At 54.8% G+C, this 14,014-nt stretch carries 15 protein-coding genes; 6 read left to right on the top strand and 9 right to left on the bottom strand.

Going from position 1 to position 14,014, the window contains the following annotated elements:
• Position 1: 1 nt before the first annotated feature.
• Entirely contained in the window at positions 2-1,060 is a 1,059-nt protein-coding gene (gene modC / locus AB1E37_RS17625) for a molybdenum ABC transporter ATP-binding protein ModC (protein ID WP_004223714.1), read from the top strand.
• On the opposite strand, the gene AB1E37_RS17620 is transcribed toward modC, so the two are convergent.
• Positions 1,061-1,879 (bottom strand): pyridoxal phosphatase, encoded by an 819-nt coding sequence (locus tag AB1E37_RS17620; RefSeq protein ID WP_004223715.1) that lies wholly within the window; start codon positions 1,877-1,879, stop codon positions 1,061-1,063. It abuts the gene before it with no gap.
• A 228-nt stretch (positions 1,880-2,107) separates the two neighbouring features.
• Here AB1E37_RS17620 and pgl point away from each other — a divergent pair, with 228 nt between their 5' ends.
• Positions 2,108-3,103, top strand: coding sequence for a 6-phosphogluconolactonase (gene pgl, locus AB1E37_RS17615; RefSeq protein ID WP_004183458.1), 996 nt, complete (start codon positions 2,108-2,110; stop codon positions 3,101-3,103).
• A gap of 110 nt (positions 3,104-3,213) precedes the next feature.
• On the opposite strand, the gene AB1E37_RS17610 is transcribed toward pgl, so the two are convergent.
• The 3 genes from AB1E37_RS17610 to ycgZ all read right to left on the bottom strand — a co-directional run bounded on the left by AB1E37_RS17610 (position 3,214) and on the right by ycgZ (position 4,209).
• Positions 3,214-3,480 carry a biofilm development regulator YmgB/AriR family protein gene (locus AB1E37_RS17610; protein ID WP_002895168.1) on the bottom strand — a complete coding sequence of 89 codons (267 nt, stop codon included), beginning with the start codon at positions 3,478-3,480 and terminating at the stop codon, positions 3,214-3,216.
• Between the two features lie 51 nt (positions 3,481-3,531).
• A complete protein-coding gene (locus tag AB1E37_RS17605; protein WP_004147654.1) occupies positions 3,532-3,837 on the bottom strand; it encodes a hypothetical protein in 306 nt (101 codons plus the stop codon).
• Positions 3,838-3,963: 126 nt separating this feature from the next.
• The gene (gene ycgZ, locus AB1E37_RS17600; protein ID WP_004151693.1) at positions 3,964-4,209 is read right to left on the bottom strand and encodes a regulatory protein YcgZ; all 246 of its coding nucleotides are present in this window, start codon (positions 4,207-4,209) and stop codon (positions 3,964-3,966) included.
• A 329-nt stretch (positions 4,210-4,538) separates the two neighbouring features.
• Between ycgZ and AB1E37_RS17595 the strand changes: the two genes are divergently transcribed.
• Together AB1E37_RS17595 and AB1E37_RS17590 are read left to right on the top strand one after the other, a co-directional pair.
• The gene (locus AB1E37_RS17595; RefSeq protein ID WP_004147656.1) at positions 4,539-5,750 is read left to right on the top strand and encodes a diguanylate phosphodiesterase; all 1,212 of its coding nucleotides are present in this window, start codon (positions 4,539-4,541) and stop codon (positions 5,748-5,750) included.
• A gap of 155 nt (positions 5,751-5,905) precedes the next feature.
• Positions 5,906-6,640, top strand: coding sequence for a MerR family transcriptional regulator (locus AB1E37_RS17590; protein ID WP_004176830.1), 735 nt, complete (start codon positions 5,906-5,908; stop codon positions 6,638-6,640).
• Between the two features lie 41 nt (positions 6,641-6,681).
• Here the strand turns inward: AB1E37_RS17590 and AB1E37_RS17585 are convergent, their stop codons facing one another.
• Together AB1E37_RS17585 and AB1E37_RS17580 are read right to left on the bottom strand one after the other, a co-directional pair.
• On the bottom strand, positions 6,682-7,236 hold the full coding sequence (locus AB1E37_RS17585; protein WP_004151695.1) for a helix-turn-helix transcriptional regulator: 555 nt from the start codon (positions 7,234-7,236) through the stop codon (positions 6,682-6,684).
• Between the two features lie 81 nt (positions 7,237-7,317).
• Positions 7,318-7,530: a biofilm development regulator YmgB/AriR family protein gene (locus AB1E37_RS17580; protein ID WP_002895280.1), complete on the bottom strand. Its 213-nt coding sequence runs from the start codon at positions 7,528-7,530 to the stop codon at positions 7,318-7,320.
• Positions 7,531-7,914: 384 nt separating this feature from the next.
• Here AB1E37_RS17580 and AB1E37_RS17575 point away from each other — a divergent pair, with 384 nt between their 5' ends.
• On the top strand, positions 7,915-8,061 hold the full coding sequence (locus tag AB1E37_RS17575) for a hypothetical protein (RefSeq protein WP_032437079.1): 147 nt from the start codon (positions 7,915-7,917) through the stop codon (positions 8,059-8,061).
• A gap of 204 nt (positions 8,062-8,265) precedes the next feature.
• Positions 8,266-8,772 carry a hypothetical protein gene (locus tag AB1E37_RS17570; protein WP_002895283.1) on the top strand — a complete coding sequence of 169 codons (507 nt, stop codon included), beginning with the start codon at positions 8,266-8,268 and terminating at the stop codon, positions 8,770-8,772.
• A gap of 16 nt (positions 8,773-8,788) precedes the next feature.
• Here AB1E37_RS17570 and AB1E37_RS17565 read toward each other — a convergent pair whose 3' ends face one another.
• The 3 genes from AB1E37_RS17565 to AB1E37_RS17555 are packed head-to-tail and all read right to left on the bottom strand — an operon-like array spanning position 8,789 to position 13,899.
• Positions 8,789-9,712, bottom strand: a complete 924-nt coding sequence (locus tag AB1E37_RS17565; protein ID WP_002895284.1) for an acyltransferase — start codon at positions 9,710-9,712, stop codon at positions 8,789-8,791.
• 38 nt (positions 9,713-9,750) lie between these two features.
• Positions 9,751-12,813, bottom strand: a complete 3,063-nt coding sequence (locus tag AB1E37_RS17560; RefSeq protein WP_032447425.1) for an efflux RND transporter permease subunit — start codon at positions 12,811-12,813, stop codon at positions 9,751-9,753.
• Positions 12,814-13,899, bottom strand: a complete 1,086-nt coding sequence (locus AB1E37_RS17555) for an efflux RND transporter periplasmic adaptor subunit (protein ID WP_004223727.1) — start codon at positions 13,897-13,899, stop codon at positions 12,814-12,816.
• Positions 13,900-14,014: the final 115 nt, after the last annotated feature.

Below are 14,014 nucleotides of genomic sequence, written 5' to 3'. Positions count from 1 at the left end.
GATGCTGGAGCTGGACTTTACCCAGACCCTCGGTAGCCACTGCCTGCAGATCCGTGAAACCCTGCCCGCCAGCGGGATCACCGCCGTCTTTGGCGTCTCCGGCGCGGGCAAAACCTCGTTGATTAACGCCATCAGCGGCCTGACCCGACCCCAGGCGGGGCGGATCGTGCTCAACGGCAGGGTGCTGAACGACACCGCGCAGCGTATCTGCCTGGCGCCGGAGCAGCGCCGTATCGGCTATGTCTTTCAGGATGCGCGCCTGTTTCCCCATTATAAAGTGCGCGGCAATCTGCAGTATGGGATGGCGAAATCCATGGTCAGCCAGTTCGATAAGCTGGTGGATCTGCTGGGGATTGCGCCCTTGCTGGATCGTCTGCCGGGCCGGTTATCCGGCGGCGAAAAGCAGCGAGTGGCCATCGGCCGTGCCCTGCTGACCGCGCCGGAGCTACTGCTGCTGGATGAGCCGCTGGCCTCGCTGGACATTCCGCGCAAACGCGAACTGTTGCCCTACCTGCAGCGGCTGGCGCAGGAGATCCATATTCCGATGCTTTACGTCAGCCACTCGCTGGATGAGATCCAGCATCTGGCCGATCGCGTGCTGGTGCTGGAGGCCGGTAAGGTGAAAGCTTTCGGTCCGCTGGAGGAGGTCTGGAGCAGCAGCGTGATGCACCCCTGGCTGCCCGCGGAGCAGCAGAGTACGATCCTTAGCGCCACCGTCGCCGCGCAGCACCCGCAGTATGCGATGACGGCCCTGGCGCTGGGGGACCAGTTGCTGTGGGTCAACCGGCTCGAACGTACCGCAGGCGACACCGCACGGATCCGCATTCAGGCGTCGGACGTTTCGCTGACACTGGCCCAGCCGTCCGGGACCAGCATCCGCAATATCTTGCGCGCCGAGGTGGCTCAGTGTCTGGAGGTCAACGGACAGATTGAAGTGCAGCTCAGAGTGAGTGGCCGTCTGCTATGGGCCAGGATTAGCCCATGGGCGCGGGACGACCTGGCGATAGCGCAAGGTCAGCAGGTGTTTGCCCAGATCAAAAGCGTGTCGATCGCCGCCTGATTACAGCAGTTGGCGGTAGATAAACTCGGCGATGCTGGTGGACTCATTGTCGCCGATGACCATGTTGGCGCGGGCTTTCACCTCGTCCACCGCGTTGCCCATCGCCACCCCGGTGCCCGCCGCTTCCAGCATGCTAAGATCGTTGTAGTTATCGCCGAAGGCCACCACATCCTGCATCGACAGCCCCTGGTCGGCCACCCATTGCGCCAGGCGTTTGCCTTTGCTGTTGCCGGCGCGCGCGATATCCACCTGATCGTGCCACGACCATTCGCACTCGAGGCCCAGCGTCTCGCCAACCTGCTGCGCAAACCGCTGCAGGCGGGGAATGTCGTCATCGGTGAGAGCGAATTTCCATACCGCGTTAACTTCGCGAACCGCCTGCGCCAGCGAATCGACCTGAGCGAAAACCGGACGCTGATCTTCCGGTAACGCCTGCGCCCAGTTGCGGGTGCGGATCACATGCCCGGTGGGGTGTTCATAAAGCATCGCGTCGTCCACATATGCCAGGCCGTGGATCTGCTGTTTGGCGAGCATGGCAGTGAGGCTTACCGCTTGCTCCACCGGCATAGGATCGGCGGCCAAAACCTTTTTTGCGTGATAATCATACAAATAGGTGCCATTACAACAAATTGCAGGTGTATCGAGAGCCAGTGCCTGATAAAAAGGATGGATAGCGACGTGATGACGTCCGGTGACGACGATGACCTGATAGCCTGCCTCTCTGGCGCGGGCCAGCGCCTCCAGCGAAGCGGGCAGAATGGTTTTTTTGCTGGTAAGCAGGGTGCCGTCTAAATCCAGGGCAATCACGCGTGTTGTCATGTGTTATTTCCGGTTGATGTTGAAAAGTGACCTGGCCATGATGGTACACCGCCGTGGCGTCAGGACCAATTTTTCCACATCTGCCGTGAATGTCTGTATGCCCTTTGTGCCGCCGTCCGGCGGAAATTCGGCGGACGATGCGAGTATCATGGGCGGATGTCTTATAATTTTCAGGGTGCTGTTATCCTGAAAATGAAAATTCCACGTGCAGTGAGGGAAGGAGTAGTCATGAAACAAACCGTTTATACCGCCAGCCCGGAAAGCCAACAAATCCATGTCTGGAGTCTTGAAGCGGACGGCAAACTGACGCTGGTGCAGGTGGTTGATGCCCCAGGGCAGGTCCAGCCGATGGTGGTCAGCCCCAACAAGGAATTTCTGTACGTTGGCGTTCGTCCGGAGTTTCGCGTGCTGGCCTATCGCATCACGCCGGATAACGGGGCGTTAACCTTTGCGGGCGAAGCTGCGCTGCCGGGCAGCCCGACCCATATCTCTACGGATCACCATGGCCGTTTTGTCTTCAGCGCCTCCTACAATCAGGGCTGTGTCAGCGTGACCCCGCTGCACGATGGCCTGCCGGGCGAAACCATCACCGTGGTGGAAGGGCTGGAAGGCTGCCACTCGGCCAATATCTCCCCGGATAATCGCACCCTGTGGGTGCCGGCGCTGAAGCAGGATCGCATTTGCCTGTTTACCCTCAGCGACGATGGTTTCCTCTCGGCACAGGAGCCCGCGGAAGTGACGACCGTCGAGGGCGCCGGTCCGCGTCACATGGTATTCCATCCCAACCAGCAGTATGGTTACTGCGTCAATGAGCTAAACAGCTCGATTGACGTCTGGGAGCTGAAAGATCCTAAGGGCAACATCGAATGTGTACAGACCCTGGATATGATGCCGCCTGATTTTAGCGGCGTGCGCTGGGCGGCGGATATTCATATCACCCCGGATGGCCGTCATCTTTACGCCTGCGATCGTACCGCCAGCATCATCACGGTGTTCAGCGTTTCGGAAGATGGTAGCGTGCTGGCGGTGGAAGGCTATCAGCCTACCGAGACCCAGCCGCGCGGCTTTAACCTCGATCACAGCGGTAAATATCTCATTGCCGCCGGGCAGAAGTCGCACCATATCGCGGTGTACGATATCGTCGGTGAGCAGGGACTGCTGCAGGAGAAAGGCCGCTATGCGGTTGGGCAGGGGCCGATGTGGGTGGTGGTCAACGCCCACTGAACCGCCATCAGGTAAAAGAAAAAACCTCGCCTTAGCGAGGTTTTTTTTGCTCAGAGCGGACAGGCTCTGCGGAGAAGGCGTTGTCCTGGCGGGCCAGAAGCGTGACGACGTTAGATATCGTCCATGGTGTAGCCAACGACAATCTCCAGCGTTTTTCGGATCACGTCCGCGGTCACCACGTCATCGGTGGTTTCCAGCGCCTGAATCAGCCATAAAATAATGGCCTTATTGTTCAGGTGACCCTCGGACTGGAGAATACTGTTGATGGCGAGCGACATGACGGCGGACTCATCAACCAGTTTATCACCGGCGTTACGGAAATAGTCGGAGAGCGCGGTGTCCTGCAGTCTTGCGTAAATATCTGGTTGCTGATGCATAGTCTGTCTCATCACATTCTCACTCTGTTTAATTCACCATGGTTGGGATAATCAGTGGATCTTTTTAGCTTCCGACGGCATGCTGTCTGGCGCCAGCGAACCTCTGGTTTCCCAACGGCCATTGATTTTCTTTACCTGTAAAGGCGCGTACTTCCGCTGACGGATAAGCTTCGCGCAAATTTCTTCGATCACGGCAGCGATGATCTTTCTACGCTGGCGATCTGGTTCTGTCGCCTGCATTAACCGAAGTCGAACCAGCAGGGTCGGGGTGGTAATCGGGCGATTCGTTTTCAGAAGCGCTAGAACCGCCTCGCCGATGATTTCATCGGTTATTTCCTCAGTTTCACTGTTATTCATAACCGTCTCTATGCATGCCACCCTTTTCCTGAATAGGCGAACGGCATTCAGGTCAGCAGCAGGTTTGTGGAAGCGATCGCCCCTCATCTGCTACTGCGGCGCTGCAACAGGCGACGATCGATGACGTTATTCCTGGCCAGCAAACAGCAGACCAATTAAGGTCTGATAGTGGCTCTCTTCCTCCGGCGCGCGAGCGCGGTCCAGGCGGCTCAACAGTTTGGTGCATAGCGCTTTGCGGTTGAGATGACGCCCCTCGTTAAGAATATCCATCACGATCTGACCCAGGGTTTCCTGCTGGGAAGGCAAAGATGCTTTGTTGAAATACTGGGCAATTGCGTTCGCTGTATCTGGAATGTAACCATTCTGCTGCATATGTGCTCCTTTCATTTCATTCATCTGTTAACTGCCATTAAACTTATACAATAATTATTAACCTGTACACACAAAGTTGCACAATAATGATTCATGTTAGTTTAACTGTATGATTTTTAATTGTTTAATTTTTTTTGCCTGGCGCGGTTCTGGCTTGTAAAGGTGGGGTTTAGCGTTGCATGTTGTACAAGGAAAGAAAAAAAGGGAAAACCTTGCACAAAAAAGGGATTTTTAGTGTATCTTTTTTGTTAAGACAAAACGTAGTTTTACGAGACCCTTAGCCTGATAACTGCTACTGTGAATGCTTATCCCTCCCATCTGGAATCACTATGCTAACCACCATCATTTATCGCAGCCATATCTGCGACAATGTCTCATTCAAATCGATCGAGGCCATGGTCGCCAGGGCAAACGAAAGAAATGGGCAGGCGGACGTCACCGGTATTTTACTTTTTAACGGGACGCATTTTTTTCAACTCATTGAGGGGCCTGAAGAAAAGGTTCAGGATATTTATCAGCATATCTGCCGGGATCCTCGCCACTATAATCTGGTGGAGTTGCTTTGCGATTATGCGCCGTCCCGTCGTTTTGGTAAGGTCGGGATGGAACTGTTTGATTTACGCGAACACGATCGCGAGGAAGTTCTGCAGGCGGTGATGGACCGGGGGACGTCAAAATATCAGCTCACCTATGATGACCGGGCGCTGCAATTTTTCCGTACTTTTGTCGAAGCCACAGAAAAAGCGAACTATTTTGAGATTCCTTCCGCAGATAGTTGGGTTTTTATTCCTGATAAGGAGACGTTCTATCCTGATACCCCGATTATCGATAATACGGAAGGTTGTTCCTTTGCCTTCCAGCCGATTGTCGACCCTTTCGCCTGCGAAATTATTTCGTGGGAAGCGCTGTTGCGTACACCGGACGGGCAATCCCCCGGCGCCTATTTTGCCGGGCTGACCGGGGACGATATTTATCTCGCCGACCTGCACAGTAAACGGGTGGCGTTGTCGCTGGCGGGAAAATTAGGTTTACGTAATAAGGCGTTAAGCATTAATTTACTGCCGATGACCATGGTCAAAGCGCCGAATGCGGTGGCTTTCCTGCTCGACGAAATTAGTCGCAATGACCTTATTCCGGAGCAGATTATTGTCGAGTTCACTGAGCGGGAAGTGATTTCGCGGATGGACGATTTTACCGATGCGGTGCGCAAACTGAAGGGCGCGGGAATTAATCTTGCCATCGATCACTTCGGCGCCGGGTTTGCCGGGCTATCGCTGCTGGCGCAATACCAACCCGATAGAATTAAAATCGACCATGAGCTGATCCGCAATATCCACCAGGACGGACCGCGCCAGTCGATTGTACAGGCGATTATCAAATGCTGTACTTCTCTGGAGATTGCGGTCTCAGCCGTCGGCGTTGAGCGTGCTGAAGAGTGGATGTGGCTGGAATCAGCCGGTATTTCACAGTTTCAGGGCAATTTGTTCGCCAGCGCGCGCCTGGGGGGCCTACCCGCCGTCGCATGGCCGGAGAAAAAATGAACCACCGCGAAATCAGCTAAACATTTTTTCATCTTTTTTCCCGGGCGCTGTGAGCCGCAACCTGATATCTTTATCTGTACAAGAAAATAGAGTTGTACAGGATGCCTGAATTCGTTAGTTTAGGTATTAAGGTATCAGGTTGATGTGAGGCTGCTATGGCGTTTTACAGTATCGGTGAAGTCGCCGAACGTTGCGGAATCAATCCGGTCACACTGCGCGCCTGGCAGCGTCGTTACGGTCTACTGAAACCGCAGCGTAGCGAAGGCGGGCATCGACAATTTGATGAAGAAGATATCCTGCGTATCGAAGAGATCAAGCGCTGGATAGAGCGCGGTGTATCAGTAGGGAAAGTCAAAGCGCTGCTGGAGGATAACCTGCCGGCGGCGCGCGACGAATCCGCGCATCTTCAGGAAGAGATGATGTCCATTCTGCGTTATATGCAGCCCGCCAGAATCCGCGCCAAATTAATGGCGCTCAGTCATCAACACCCCGTCGACACCCTCATCGATAGCCTGTTAGTGCCGGTACGACAGCGTCTCAAGCTGGATCAGAATACCTCGCTGGTGATTAGCAGCATGCTGGACGGCCTGTTAATTGACTGCGTAGCGTTGTTTCTCGCCGAAGCGCGTAAAAAAAATGGCAAAGAGACGCTGCTGGTGGGCTGGAGCAATGAGGACAGGACGCGTCTGTGGCTGGAGGCATGGCGTCTTTCCCAACGCGGCTGGCATGTCAACGTTCTCGCCGAACCGCTGGAGTCGCCGCGGCCTGAGCTATTTCCCGGGCAGCATATTTTCGTCTGGACCGGACGTGCCGCCACGCCTCTGCAGGAGGAGTTGCTCAGCCACTGGCAGGAGCAGGGCTTCAGCATCCATTTTCACGGCCAAAATTAAGCGCCCCGATCCGTGGTGCGGATCAGGGCTTGAGTGCTTGGTTACAGGTGAATCTGGCTCCAGGATTTGAACGTTTCGCTGCGGCTGATATTAAAAAAATCGGTTCTACCGCTGCAGCCGAGCTTTTTAATCAGATTCAGCCGGATCTGATAAATGGTTTTTATATGCAGGTTTAGCGACCGGCCAATGCTGGCGACCGCTTCGCCATTGCTGATAAGTTGAATAACTTTCTTTTCCCGCTCGGTAAACTGCACCGAGGCGCCTGGCGCCGGATGGGTTTTGTAATAGCGGGTGGGTTGATGCAGAAATATCTTTAACTCTTCCGGCGTCGAGTTGGCCGGTAAGCGCAGCATAGGCAGTTCACTAAGAAAATTAAGATCGTTGCCTTCGGTTAACAGAATAAATAATGTATCCCGCCGATTATAGTTGTGCTGCAGTACCGCGAAATAATTGTCGCTGGTGAAGAAAACATGTTTTTTGCGGAAGTAAGATGCCGGCAGGCTATTCAGGATCAGCGACATCCCATAGAGAAGAAAACCATTATCAAACCACAGATCGTAATGCTCAGAACGATAGCAAGTATTATGGTGTGACATTTTTTTGCCTCAGTTAGCCGATAGAGACCCAGGCGCGCCGGTACAGCAGGTCGAAGCCTGCTGCCAGCACAGTGGGTTTATTTAATGATGAGGTTTGCTGTACAGCATATCCAGCGCCTGCAGATAGAGATCGGAAAGTATTTCGTTACTTTCCGTTTGCAGACGATGCTGGATTTCCGTAATCATCCGCTCATTATTTACCGTTCTGTGCTGCTTAATGAGCGTATTCTCAATATTCTTCATCAGGGCCGAATTGAAGACAAACTCTGCTGGAATGGTATTTTTAATATGCATAGCTCGAACTCTCCCACGTATAAAGCAAACAGACAATAAAAGTCGCAGCGTACCGTTGATACGCGCCAAGTCACGAACAGGAAATGTATAACCAGGAACCACCGTCCGACTCGCTGCGCAATCGTCAAGCTTCCCCGCTTTGTTGCGCAACAAGCAGTTAACACTCCAAAACTATAGACGCTGATTTCACTATGTACAACTTTTTTCATTACCATATGTACAACGTAACGGTTTATTTTTTGTTTGTGTTTTAATTTGTTGATTTATAATGATTTTATTAAGTGATAAATTGTACAGAAAAGTCGGGTTGTGCAGGATTTCGCTGTAAAACCAGCGGGAAGAAGCTGATGATGGTAGAAGAAAGCCAATTGTGAAAATTCTGTCATGGCTGGCGAAATGCATGAAATTGCGCCGACGCGCGAAGAGGTAAACAGCAACGCTGTCGTCGACAGGTGGCTTTCTTCCGCGTCGGAGTCTGAGCATAGCGGAAAATATGATGAGGCTTTGTCTGCTTTTTGCACAGTAAGGTAAAGGGGTAACGTCTGCCATGTCGTAAACGGCCCATTCGATTTGTTGGCGAATAAGGGCTGTGCTACGCTTTTTGGTAACGACGCGGCGGTTTGGCATCGTTATCTTTCCCCCATTTCCCTGTCGAGTCTTATACCCCTGTCACGACCGGTAAATACGGCAAAAGCTTTCTGTCCCTGGACAGGCCTTGAGGACTGAGGAGGGAAAATGCGCGGCAAAAGCGTGATGCTCCTGGCCGGGTTAGCCTCTCTCGCGCAGGCGAACGAACTTAACCTCTATTCTGTGAATACCGGTTCCTATGTTTACCATCTGACCAATAATCACGGACAATATACAGAGAATTTCGAAAACCATTTTTTCTCAGTGGAGCGGAAATTCTCTGCAGACTCCAAATACAGCCTTCTGCTTGGCACTATGAATAACAGCTTCAACGATCGCTGCCTGGCGCTGGGGGTGAGAAGAGACTGGTACCACAGCGGCAGCGGGTGGACCTTCAAAGGCGTTTACGGCTATACCGGCGAATTCTTCTTCGACGCCTTCGAGCATTGCGGCGATCATGGCTCCTATAAAGACTTTAAGGACGCCACGGGGATCGGCTTTTCACCCTATATCTACCACGCTATCCAGTATAACTTCACCGATTATTTCGCCGTTGAAAGCGGCATTATTATTCCCAGCGTGTTTGTGATCAGTATCCAGTGGAGCTTCCGCTAAATCGTCCCGTTGTCGGTTACAAGGTAATCACCTTCCTGAGCAGCGTACTGGAGAGCGCGGCAAGGGAAATGAGCACCGACAGGACAAAGGTCAGCGCTATTACCCCCAACTTGGTGGCTAGCGAATGCACAGGGATGAGCATCACCAGCAGGTGAAACACGGAATAGTGGAGGATATAAACTCCGGTCATCGCTTTACTGACCGTCGCCAGCACGGCCTCTTTCCACTCGCGGTTCTTTTTAAACTGCACGGCGTTAGCGGCGATCACCAGCAGGACGATCAGGATATAAATTTGCGATCCCGTGAGAATGAACGCATTACGATCTGCTTTAAACAGGGCGAAGAAGAAATGGCGTTCATAAAACCAGGTAAATAAATAGACAAAGGGCAGGGCGATAATCGACCCTTTAATCACCTGTGGGTTGCGTATCCACTCCGCGACCTTTGGATCGTTAAACAACTGCCCGGTTAAATAAAACAGTAGCCATGTCCACAGGCGATACTGCGGCGGCAAACTGAAAAGATGTCTGTCCGGGTAGATCACCGAGAGCAGGTCGTAACCGTAGGAGCAGCACAGCAGCGTCAGGAGCACGGCGAAAAAGAGCCCGCGCCGCTGGCTGAGCCAGGCGATCAAAGGATGAAAGGTATAGATGACAATCAGGGCGAAAATAAACCAGGGCTGGATCAGGTAGCCGCGCTGGTAAGGCTCCCAGACATAATAGACCGTCACCCAAAACAGAAAGACGATGACCACGCTTTTAATTTTACCAATTTGCCAGTTGGCATCGTGGCGCGTCTGCGCATCAAGATAGCCGGCCACGACAAAAAACAGCGGCGTCGCGATGGTCGAGATAAAGGTCAGCAGCCCGAGGATCCAGTGATAGTCATAATCAAAGCGATCCCAGGTGTTATAGATGGTGAAAAAGGTCACCGCTGTCATACAGCCTAATGTCTTGATAATGCTCAGACCGGTACTGTTCATCGTTGAGGCGTCATATCCTTATGGTGAAAGCAGGCGTAAATAACCGGCAGAACCAGCAGCGTCAGCACGGTGGCAAAGGCGAGGCCGAACATGATCACCACCGCCATACTCTGGAAAAAGACATCGCGCAGCAGCGGGGCCAGGCCAAGTACGGTGGTGAAGGCGGTCAGCAGGATCGGCCGCAGACGAGAGGTTGCCGCATCAATAATAGCTTGTCGTTGATCTTTCTCCTGTTTTTGTTGCTCTATCTCTTCTACCAGCACAATGCCGTTACGGATCAGCATACCGCTCAGGCTGAGCAAGCCGATTAAGGCCATAAAGCCGAAGGGGATGCCGGTAAGCAGAAAGCCGGGTGTGACCCCGATCAGCGCCAGCGGAACGGTCAGCCAGATGGCGACGGCGTTTTTCAGCGAACTGAACATCAGCACCGTTATGATAAACATCACCAGATAGCCAAGCGGCAGGGTTGTAAACAGTCCCTGCTGCGCCTCACTGGAGTTCTCGGCATCGCCGCCCCATTCGATACGGTAGCCGTGGGGCAGCGGCAGTGCGTCAATGCGCGGTTTCACCCGCGCGAGAATATCACCCGAGGTTTGGCCGCTTAGCGGGCTGGGGTCGGTCTGGACCGTCAGCACCCGAGTACGATCCCGGCGGAGGATCAACGGATCTTCCCACTCCAGGGCGAAACCATTGATGACGTTACTCAGCGGGATATATTGCTGGCGACTCTGGCTCCAGACCAGCACATTATTCAGATGGTTGGCATCCTGACGTTCTGCTTCCGGCGGCCGGACGATCACTGGCAGCAGATCGGCCCCTTCACGATATAACCCGGCGCGACTCCCGGAGAAATTCATCTCCAGCGCGTTATCAATATCCTGTTTATCCACCCCCAGCTCGCGTCCCAGCGCCGGGGAATACTGCGGGCGGATCACTTTGCTGCGGTTCTGCCAGTCATTACGCACGCTGTCGGTCGCCGGGTCCGCGGCGAGGATATCGCCTACCTGACTCGCCAGCGCGCGCAGCGTATCCGGGTCTGGGCCCTTAATGCGCACCTCAATCGCGCTATCTCCGGAGGGGCCGAACATAATGCGTTTGGTGCTGGCGTTAACCTGCGGGTAGTTTCTGGCAATCCAGTCCTCCACGTGGCGGGTGACAGGGGCGATGCCGCGTTGATCATCCATCCGCACCATAATCTGCGCGTAGTTGCTGTACTGGCGCTGCCCGCTGTAGGTGAGAATGAAACGCATACTGCCCTGGCCGATGGTGGAGACGGTGGTGACCACCCCCGGCTGACCGGCTATCGACCGCTCGATATCCCGGGTCATCTTCTCCGTGGCGTTTATATCGGTACCGTAGGGTAGCCACAGGTCGACAAAGAATATAGGCGTATTCGATGACGGAAAAAAATTCTGCCGAACAAAGGTAAAGCCCCAGATCGCTCCGGCTAACAGCGCACCCATCAGCACCAGGGTCAGGGTCTTTTGCTGCAGCAGTATTCGCAGCGCCTGCTGATAGCCACGGTAAAAGCTGCCGCGGTAAGGATCGGCCTTTTCCTCCGCGGCGGCCGACGGGGCGTTTTTAAACAGCCACCACTTAATAAGCACCGGGGTGATGGTCAGAGCGGAAAACCAGCTCAGCATCAGGGAGATCAGCAGCACCTGGAACAGCGATTTGCAATACTCCCCGGTAGAGTCCTGGGAGAGGCCAATCGGCGCGAAGGCGAGGATGGCGATGATCGTCGCGCCAAGCAGTGGCAGGGCAGAGCGACGGATCACATAGTTAATCGCGCCCAGCAGCGGAGAGCCTTGCTGACGGGCGATGAGCACCCCTTCGACAATCACAATGGCATTGTCCACCAACATACTCAGGGCGATGATTAGCGCTCCGAGGGAGATCCGTTGTAGTTCGATCCCCCAGATATACATGATAAGCAGGGTGCCGAGAACGTTGAGCGCCAGCGACAGAGCAATAATAATCCCGCTGCGCACCCCCATAAATACCAGCAGCACGCCGACGACAATCGCCAGGGCCATCAGAAAATTGGTAATAAAGCCATTGACCGAGTGGGCGACCTCAGCTGCCTGATCGTAAAAAATAGCGATGTCGATGCCCGCCGGTTTGTCGGCGGCCATCTGCTGGAGGCGGGCCTCGAGAGCGTGGCCGACGTCAATAACGTTGACGCCAGGGATAAAAGAAACTCCCATGGTCACCGCCTGGCGCCCGTTGGCATGATAGATACTGGCCGGCGAGTCGGTTAGCCCGCGCGACAGCGTAGCAATATCCCGCAGTCGGGTGGTGGCGCTGGCGCCGTGAGGGCTGACCAGCAGATCTCCCAGCTCATCGATGCTCTGAAACTCACCGGTGGGGTGGAGGCGGATCGATTCGCTGCCAACGCGGATCTCCCCGGCGCTGGACACCACGTTGAGTCGGGCCAGGATTGCGGCGAGCTGGTTGAGGGTGATCCCGCGCGCCGCCATCTTCGCCAGCGAGATATCCACATTGATCTGCTGCGGAATGACGCCGCCGATAGCGACTTTACCGACCCCCGGCACCAGCACCAGCTCCCGGCGCAACTGTTCGGCATAGCGCACCAGCTCCGGGTTGGTAAAACTGTCGCCCGAGATAGCGAAGAAAAAGCCAAACACATCGCCAAAGTCATCGTTGACGAAAGGGGGGACTACGCCAGGGGGGAAAAGGCGGCTGGCGTCACCGACCCGGCGACGTAGCTCATCCCAGATTTGCGGCAGCTCGCTGGAATGGTACTGCGAAGCAATATTCACCGTAATTTGCGATAAGCCATTCGAGGAGATGGAGCTGACGTTATCCAGCGAGGGAAGCTGCTGAATCGCGTTTTCCAGCGGCAGGGTAACCTCCTCTTCCACCTGCTGAGCGGACGCGCCAGGGTAGTGGGTGACGATCACCGCCGTTTTGATGGTGAAGGCGGGATCTTCCAGGCGGCCGATATTGAGCAGGGCGAGCAGGCCACCCACCCCTAACAGCAAAATGGCTAACCAGACGCGGGTCGGGTTGTTAATAAACTGACGGGAAATATCCATTTATAATCCTCGTTCACGCGTCCAGACCCGCACCGGCTGCCCGGCATGCAGCTCGCTCACGCCCGCCGCAACCACCTGTTCACCCGCGCGGAGACCGTCGGTGATCGCCACTCCCTGCGAAGTCACCTCGCCGACGGCGACCTTACGCTCCTCAAGATATCGATGCGCGTTATCGCCTTTCACCACCCAGACTACCGGCTCGTTCTTTGGCCGGTTATCGGGGTTAAACACCGCCTCCGCTGGCACAATGAGGGTTTCCCGTCCGGCGCTGGCCGGTAAATTGCCGAGATTGACCGTCACGGTGCCGCTGACCCCGCCGACGGCGGGAAAATCATCTGGCCGCGGCATGGTTAACACGATCTGCCAGGTGAGGGTGCTATTGTCGCTGCTGCCGGTATGCTCTTTGTATTCCGCGGTAAACTCGCGGCCCGGCAGGGGATTGATCCTGACGACGGGACGGTAGGCGGTATTGCGGATATCCAGGGAGGTGAACAGATTTTCGGGAATGCTGAAGACCACATCCAGCAGGTCGGTCCGCGTCAGGGTGATCACCGGTTGGCCGGCGGCGACCACCTGATGGTTGCGGATATGCACGCCGGCGGCAATCCCGCTAAAGGGCGCGATGAGGCTCATTTGCGCCAGCTCTTCGCGAGCGATTTTTAAGGCCGCATTGGCGGCATCGCGATTGGCGCGCTGCACGTCCATCTCCGCCTGGGAAATCGCCTGGCGCCCGGCCAGAGTCTGGAAGCGGTCGAACTGACGCTGGGCGAGAGTGGCCGCCGTTTGCCGCTCATTGACCCGTTGCTGGGCCTCGCGGGCATTCAGGCGCGCCAGCGTTTGCCCCTGGGCGACGCTTGCCCCCTGACGAATATCTAGCGACTCCACCTGGCCACCCCGCTTAAACGACAGTTCGGTGGAATCGCCAGACTCAATGCGTGCCGGAAACGTTCGCTGCTGGGTATTGCCCACGGCGGTCACCTGCGCCACTTTAACCATGCGCGGGGCGGACTCGACGGTGGGTGCTTTCTGATCGCAAGCGGTTGTAAATATAATAACAACCGGGATGAGAGAAAAATAACGGTTCACAATATTCCCCTCAGATTCAGGATTTATTTTACATTTTTATTACATGGCGCCTGCTTATTCTGCGAGAGCGGCGACGACCAGATAAGTGAAGAGCCCCACCGCTGTGCAGGCGACA

Source organism: Klebsiella sp. Shm-1 (genome assembly GCF_040804525.1).
Taxonomy (GTDB): domain Bacteria; phylum Pseudomonadota; class Gammaproteobacteria; order Enterobacterales; family Enterobacteriaceae; genus Klebsiella; species Klebsiella pneumoniae.
The sequence above is the reverse complement of the archived record's forward strand: the minus strand, read 5'-3'. Positions and strand labels throughout refer to the sequence as shown.

Coding starts and splice junctions, on each gene's coding strand:
- AB1E37_RS17580 (WP_002895280.1), bottom strand. CDS start 7,530: ATGCATATTAAAAATACCATTCCAGCAGAGTTTGTCTTCAATTCGGCC.
- ycgZ (WP_004151693.1), bottom strand. CDS start 4,209: ATGCAGCAGAATGGTTACATTCCAGATACAGCGAACGCAATTGCCCAG.
- pgl (WP_004183458.1), top strand. CDS start 2,108: ATGAAACAAACCGTTTATACCGCCAGCCCGGAAAGCCAACAAATCCAT.
- AB1E37_RS17585 (WP_004151695.1), bottom strand. CDS start 7,236: ATGTCACACCATAATACTTGCTATCGTTCTGAGCATTACGATCTGTGG.
- AB1E37_RS17590 (WP_004176830.1), top strand. CDS start 5,906: ATGGCGTTTTACAGTATCGGTGAAGTCGCCGAACGTTGCGGAATCAAT.
- AB1E37_RS17605 (WP_004147654.1), bottom strand. CDS start 3,837: ATGAATAACAGTGAAACTGAGGAAATAACCGATGAAATCATCGGCGAG.
- AB1E37_RS17610 (WP_002895168.1), bottom strand. CDS start 3,480: ATGCATCAGCAACCAGATATTTACGCAAGACTGCAGGACACCGCGCTC.
- modC (WP_004223714.1), top strand. CDS start 2: ATGCTGGAGCTGGACTTTACCCAGACCCTCGGTAGCCACTGCCTGCAG.
- AB1E37_RS17575 (WP_032437079.1), top strand. CDS start 7,915: ATGGCTGGCGAAATGCATGAAATTGCGCCGACGCGCGAAGAGGTAAAC.
- AB1E37_RS17620 (WP_004223715.1), bottom strand. CDS start 1,879: ATGACAACACGCGTGATTGCCCTGGATTTAGACGGCACCCTGCTTACC.
- AB1E37_RS17570 (WP_002895283.1), top strand. CDS start 8,266: ATGCGCGGCAAAAGCGTGATGCTCCTGGCCGGGTTAGCCTCTCTCGCG.
- AB1E37_RS17565 (WP_002895284.1), bottom strand. CDS start 9,712: ATGACAGCGGTGACCTTTTTCACCATCTATAACACCTGGGATCGCTTT.
- AB1E37_RS17595 (WP_004147656.1), top strand. CDS start 4,539: ATGCTAACCACCATCATTTATCGCAGCCATATCTGCGACAATGTCTCA.
- AB1E37_RS17560 (WP_032447425.1), bottom strand. CDS start 12,813: ATGGATATTTCCCGTCAGTTTATTAACAACCCGACCCGCGTCTGGTTA.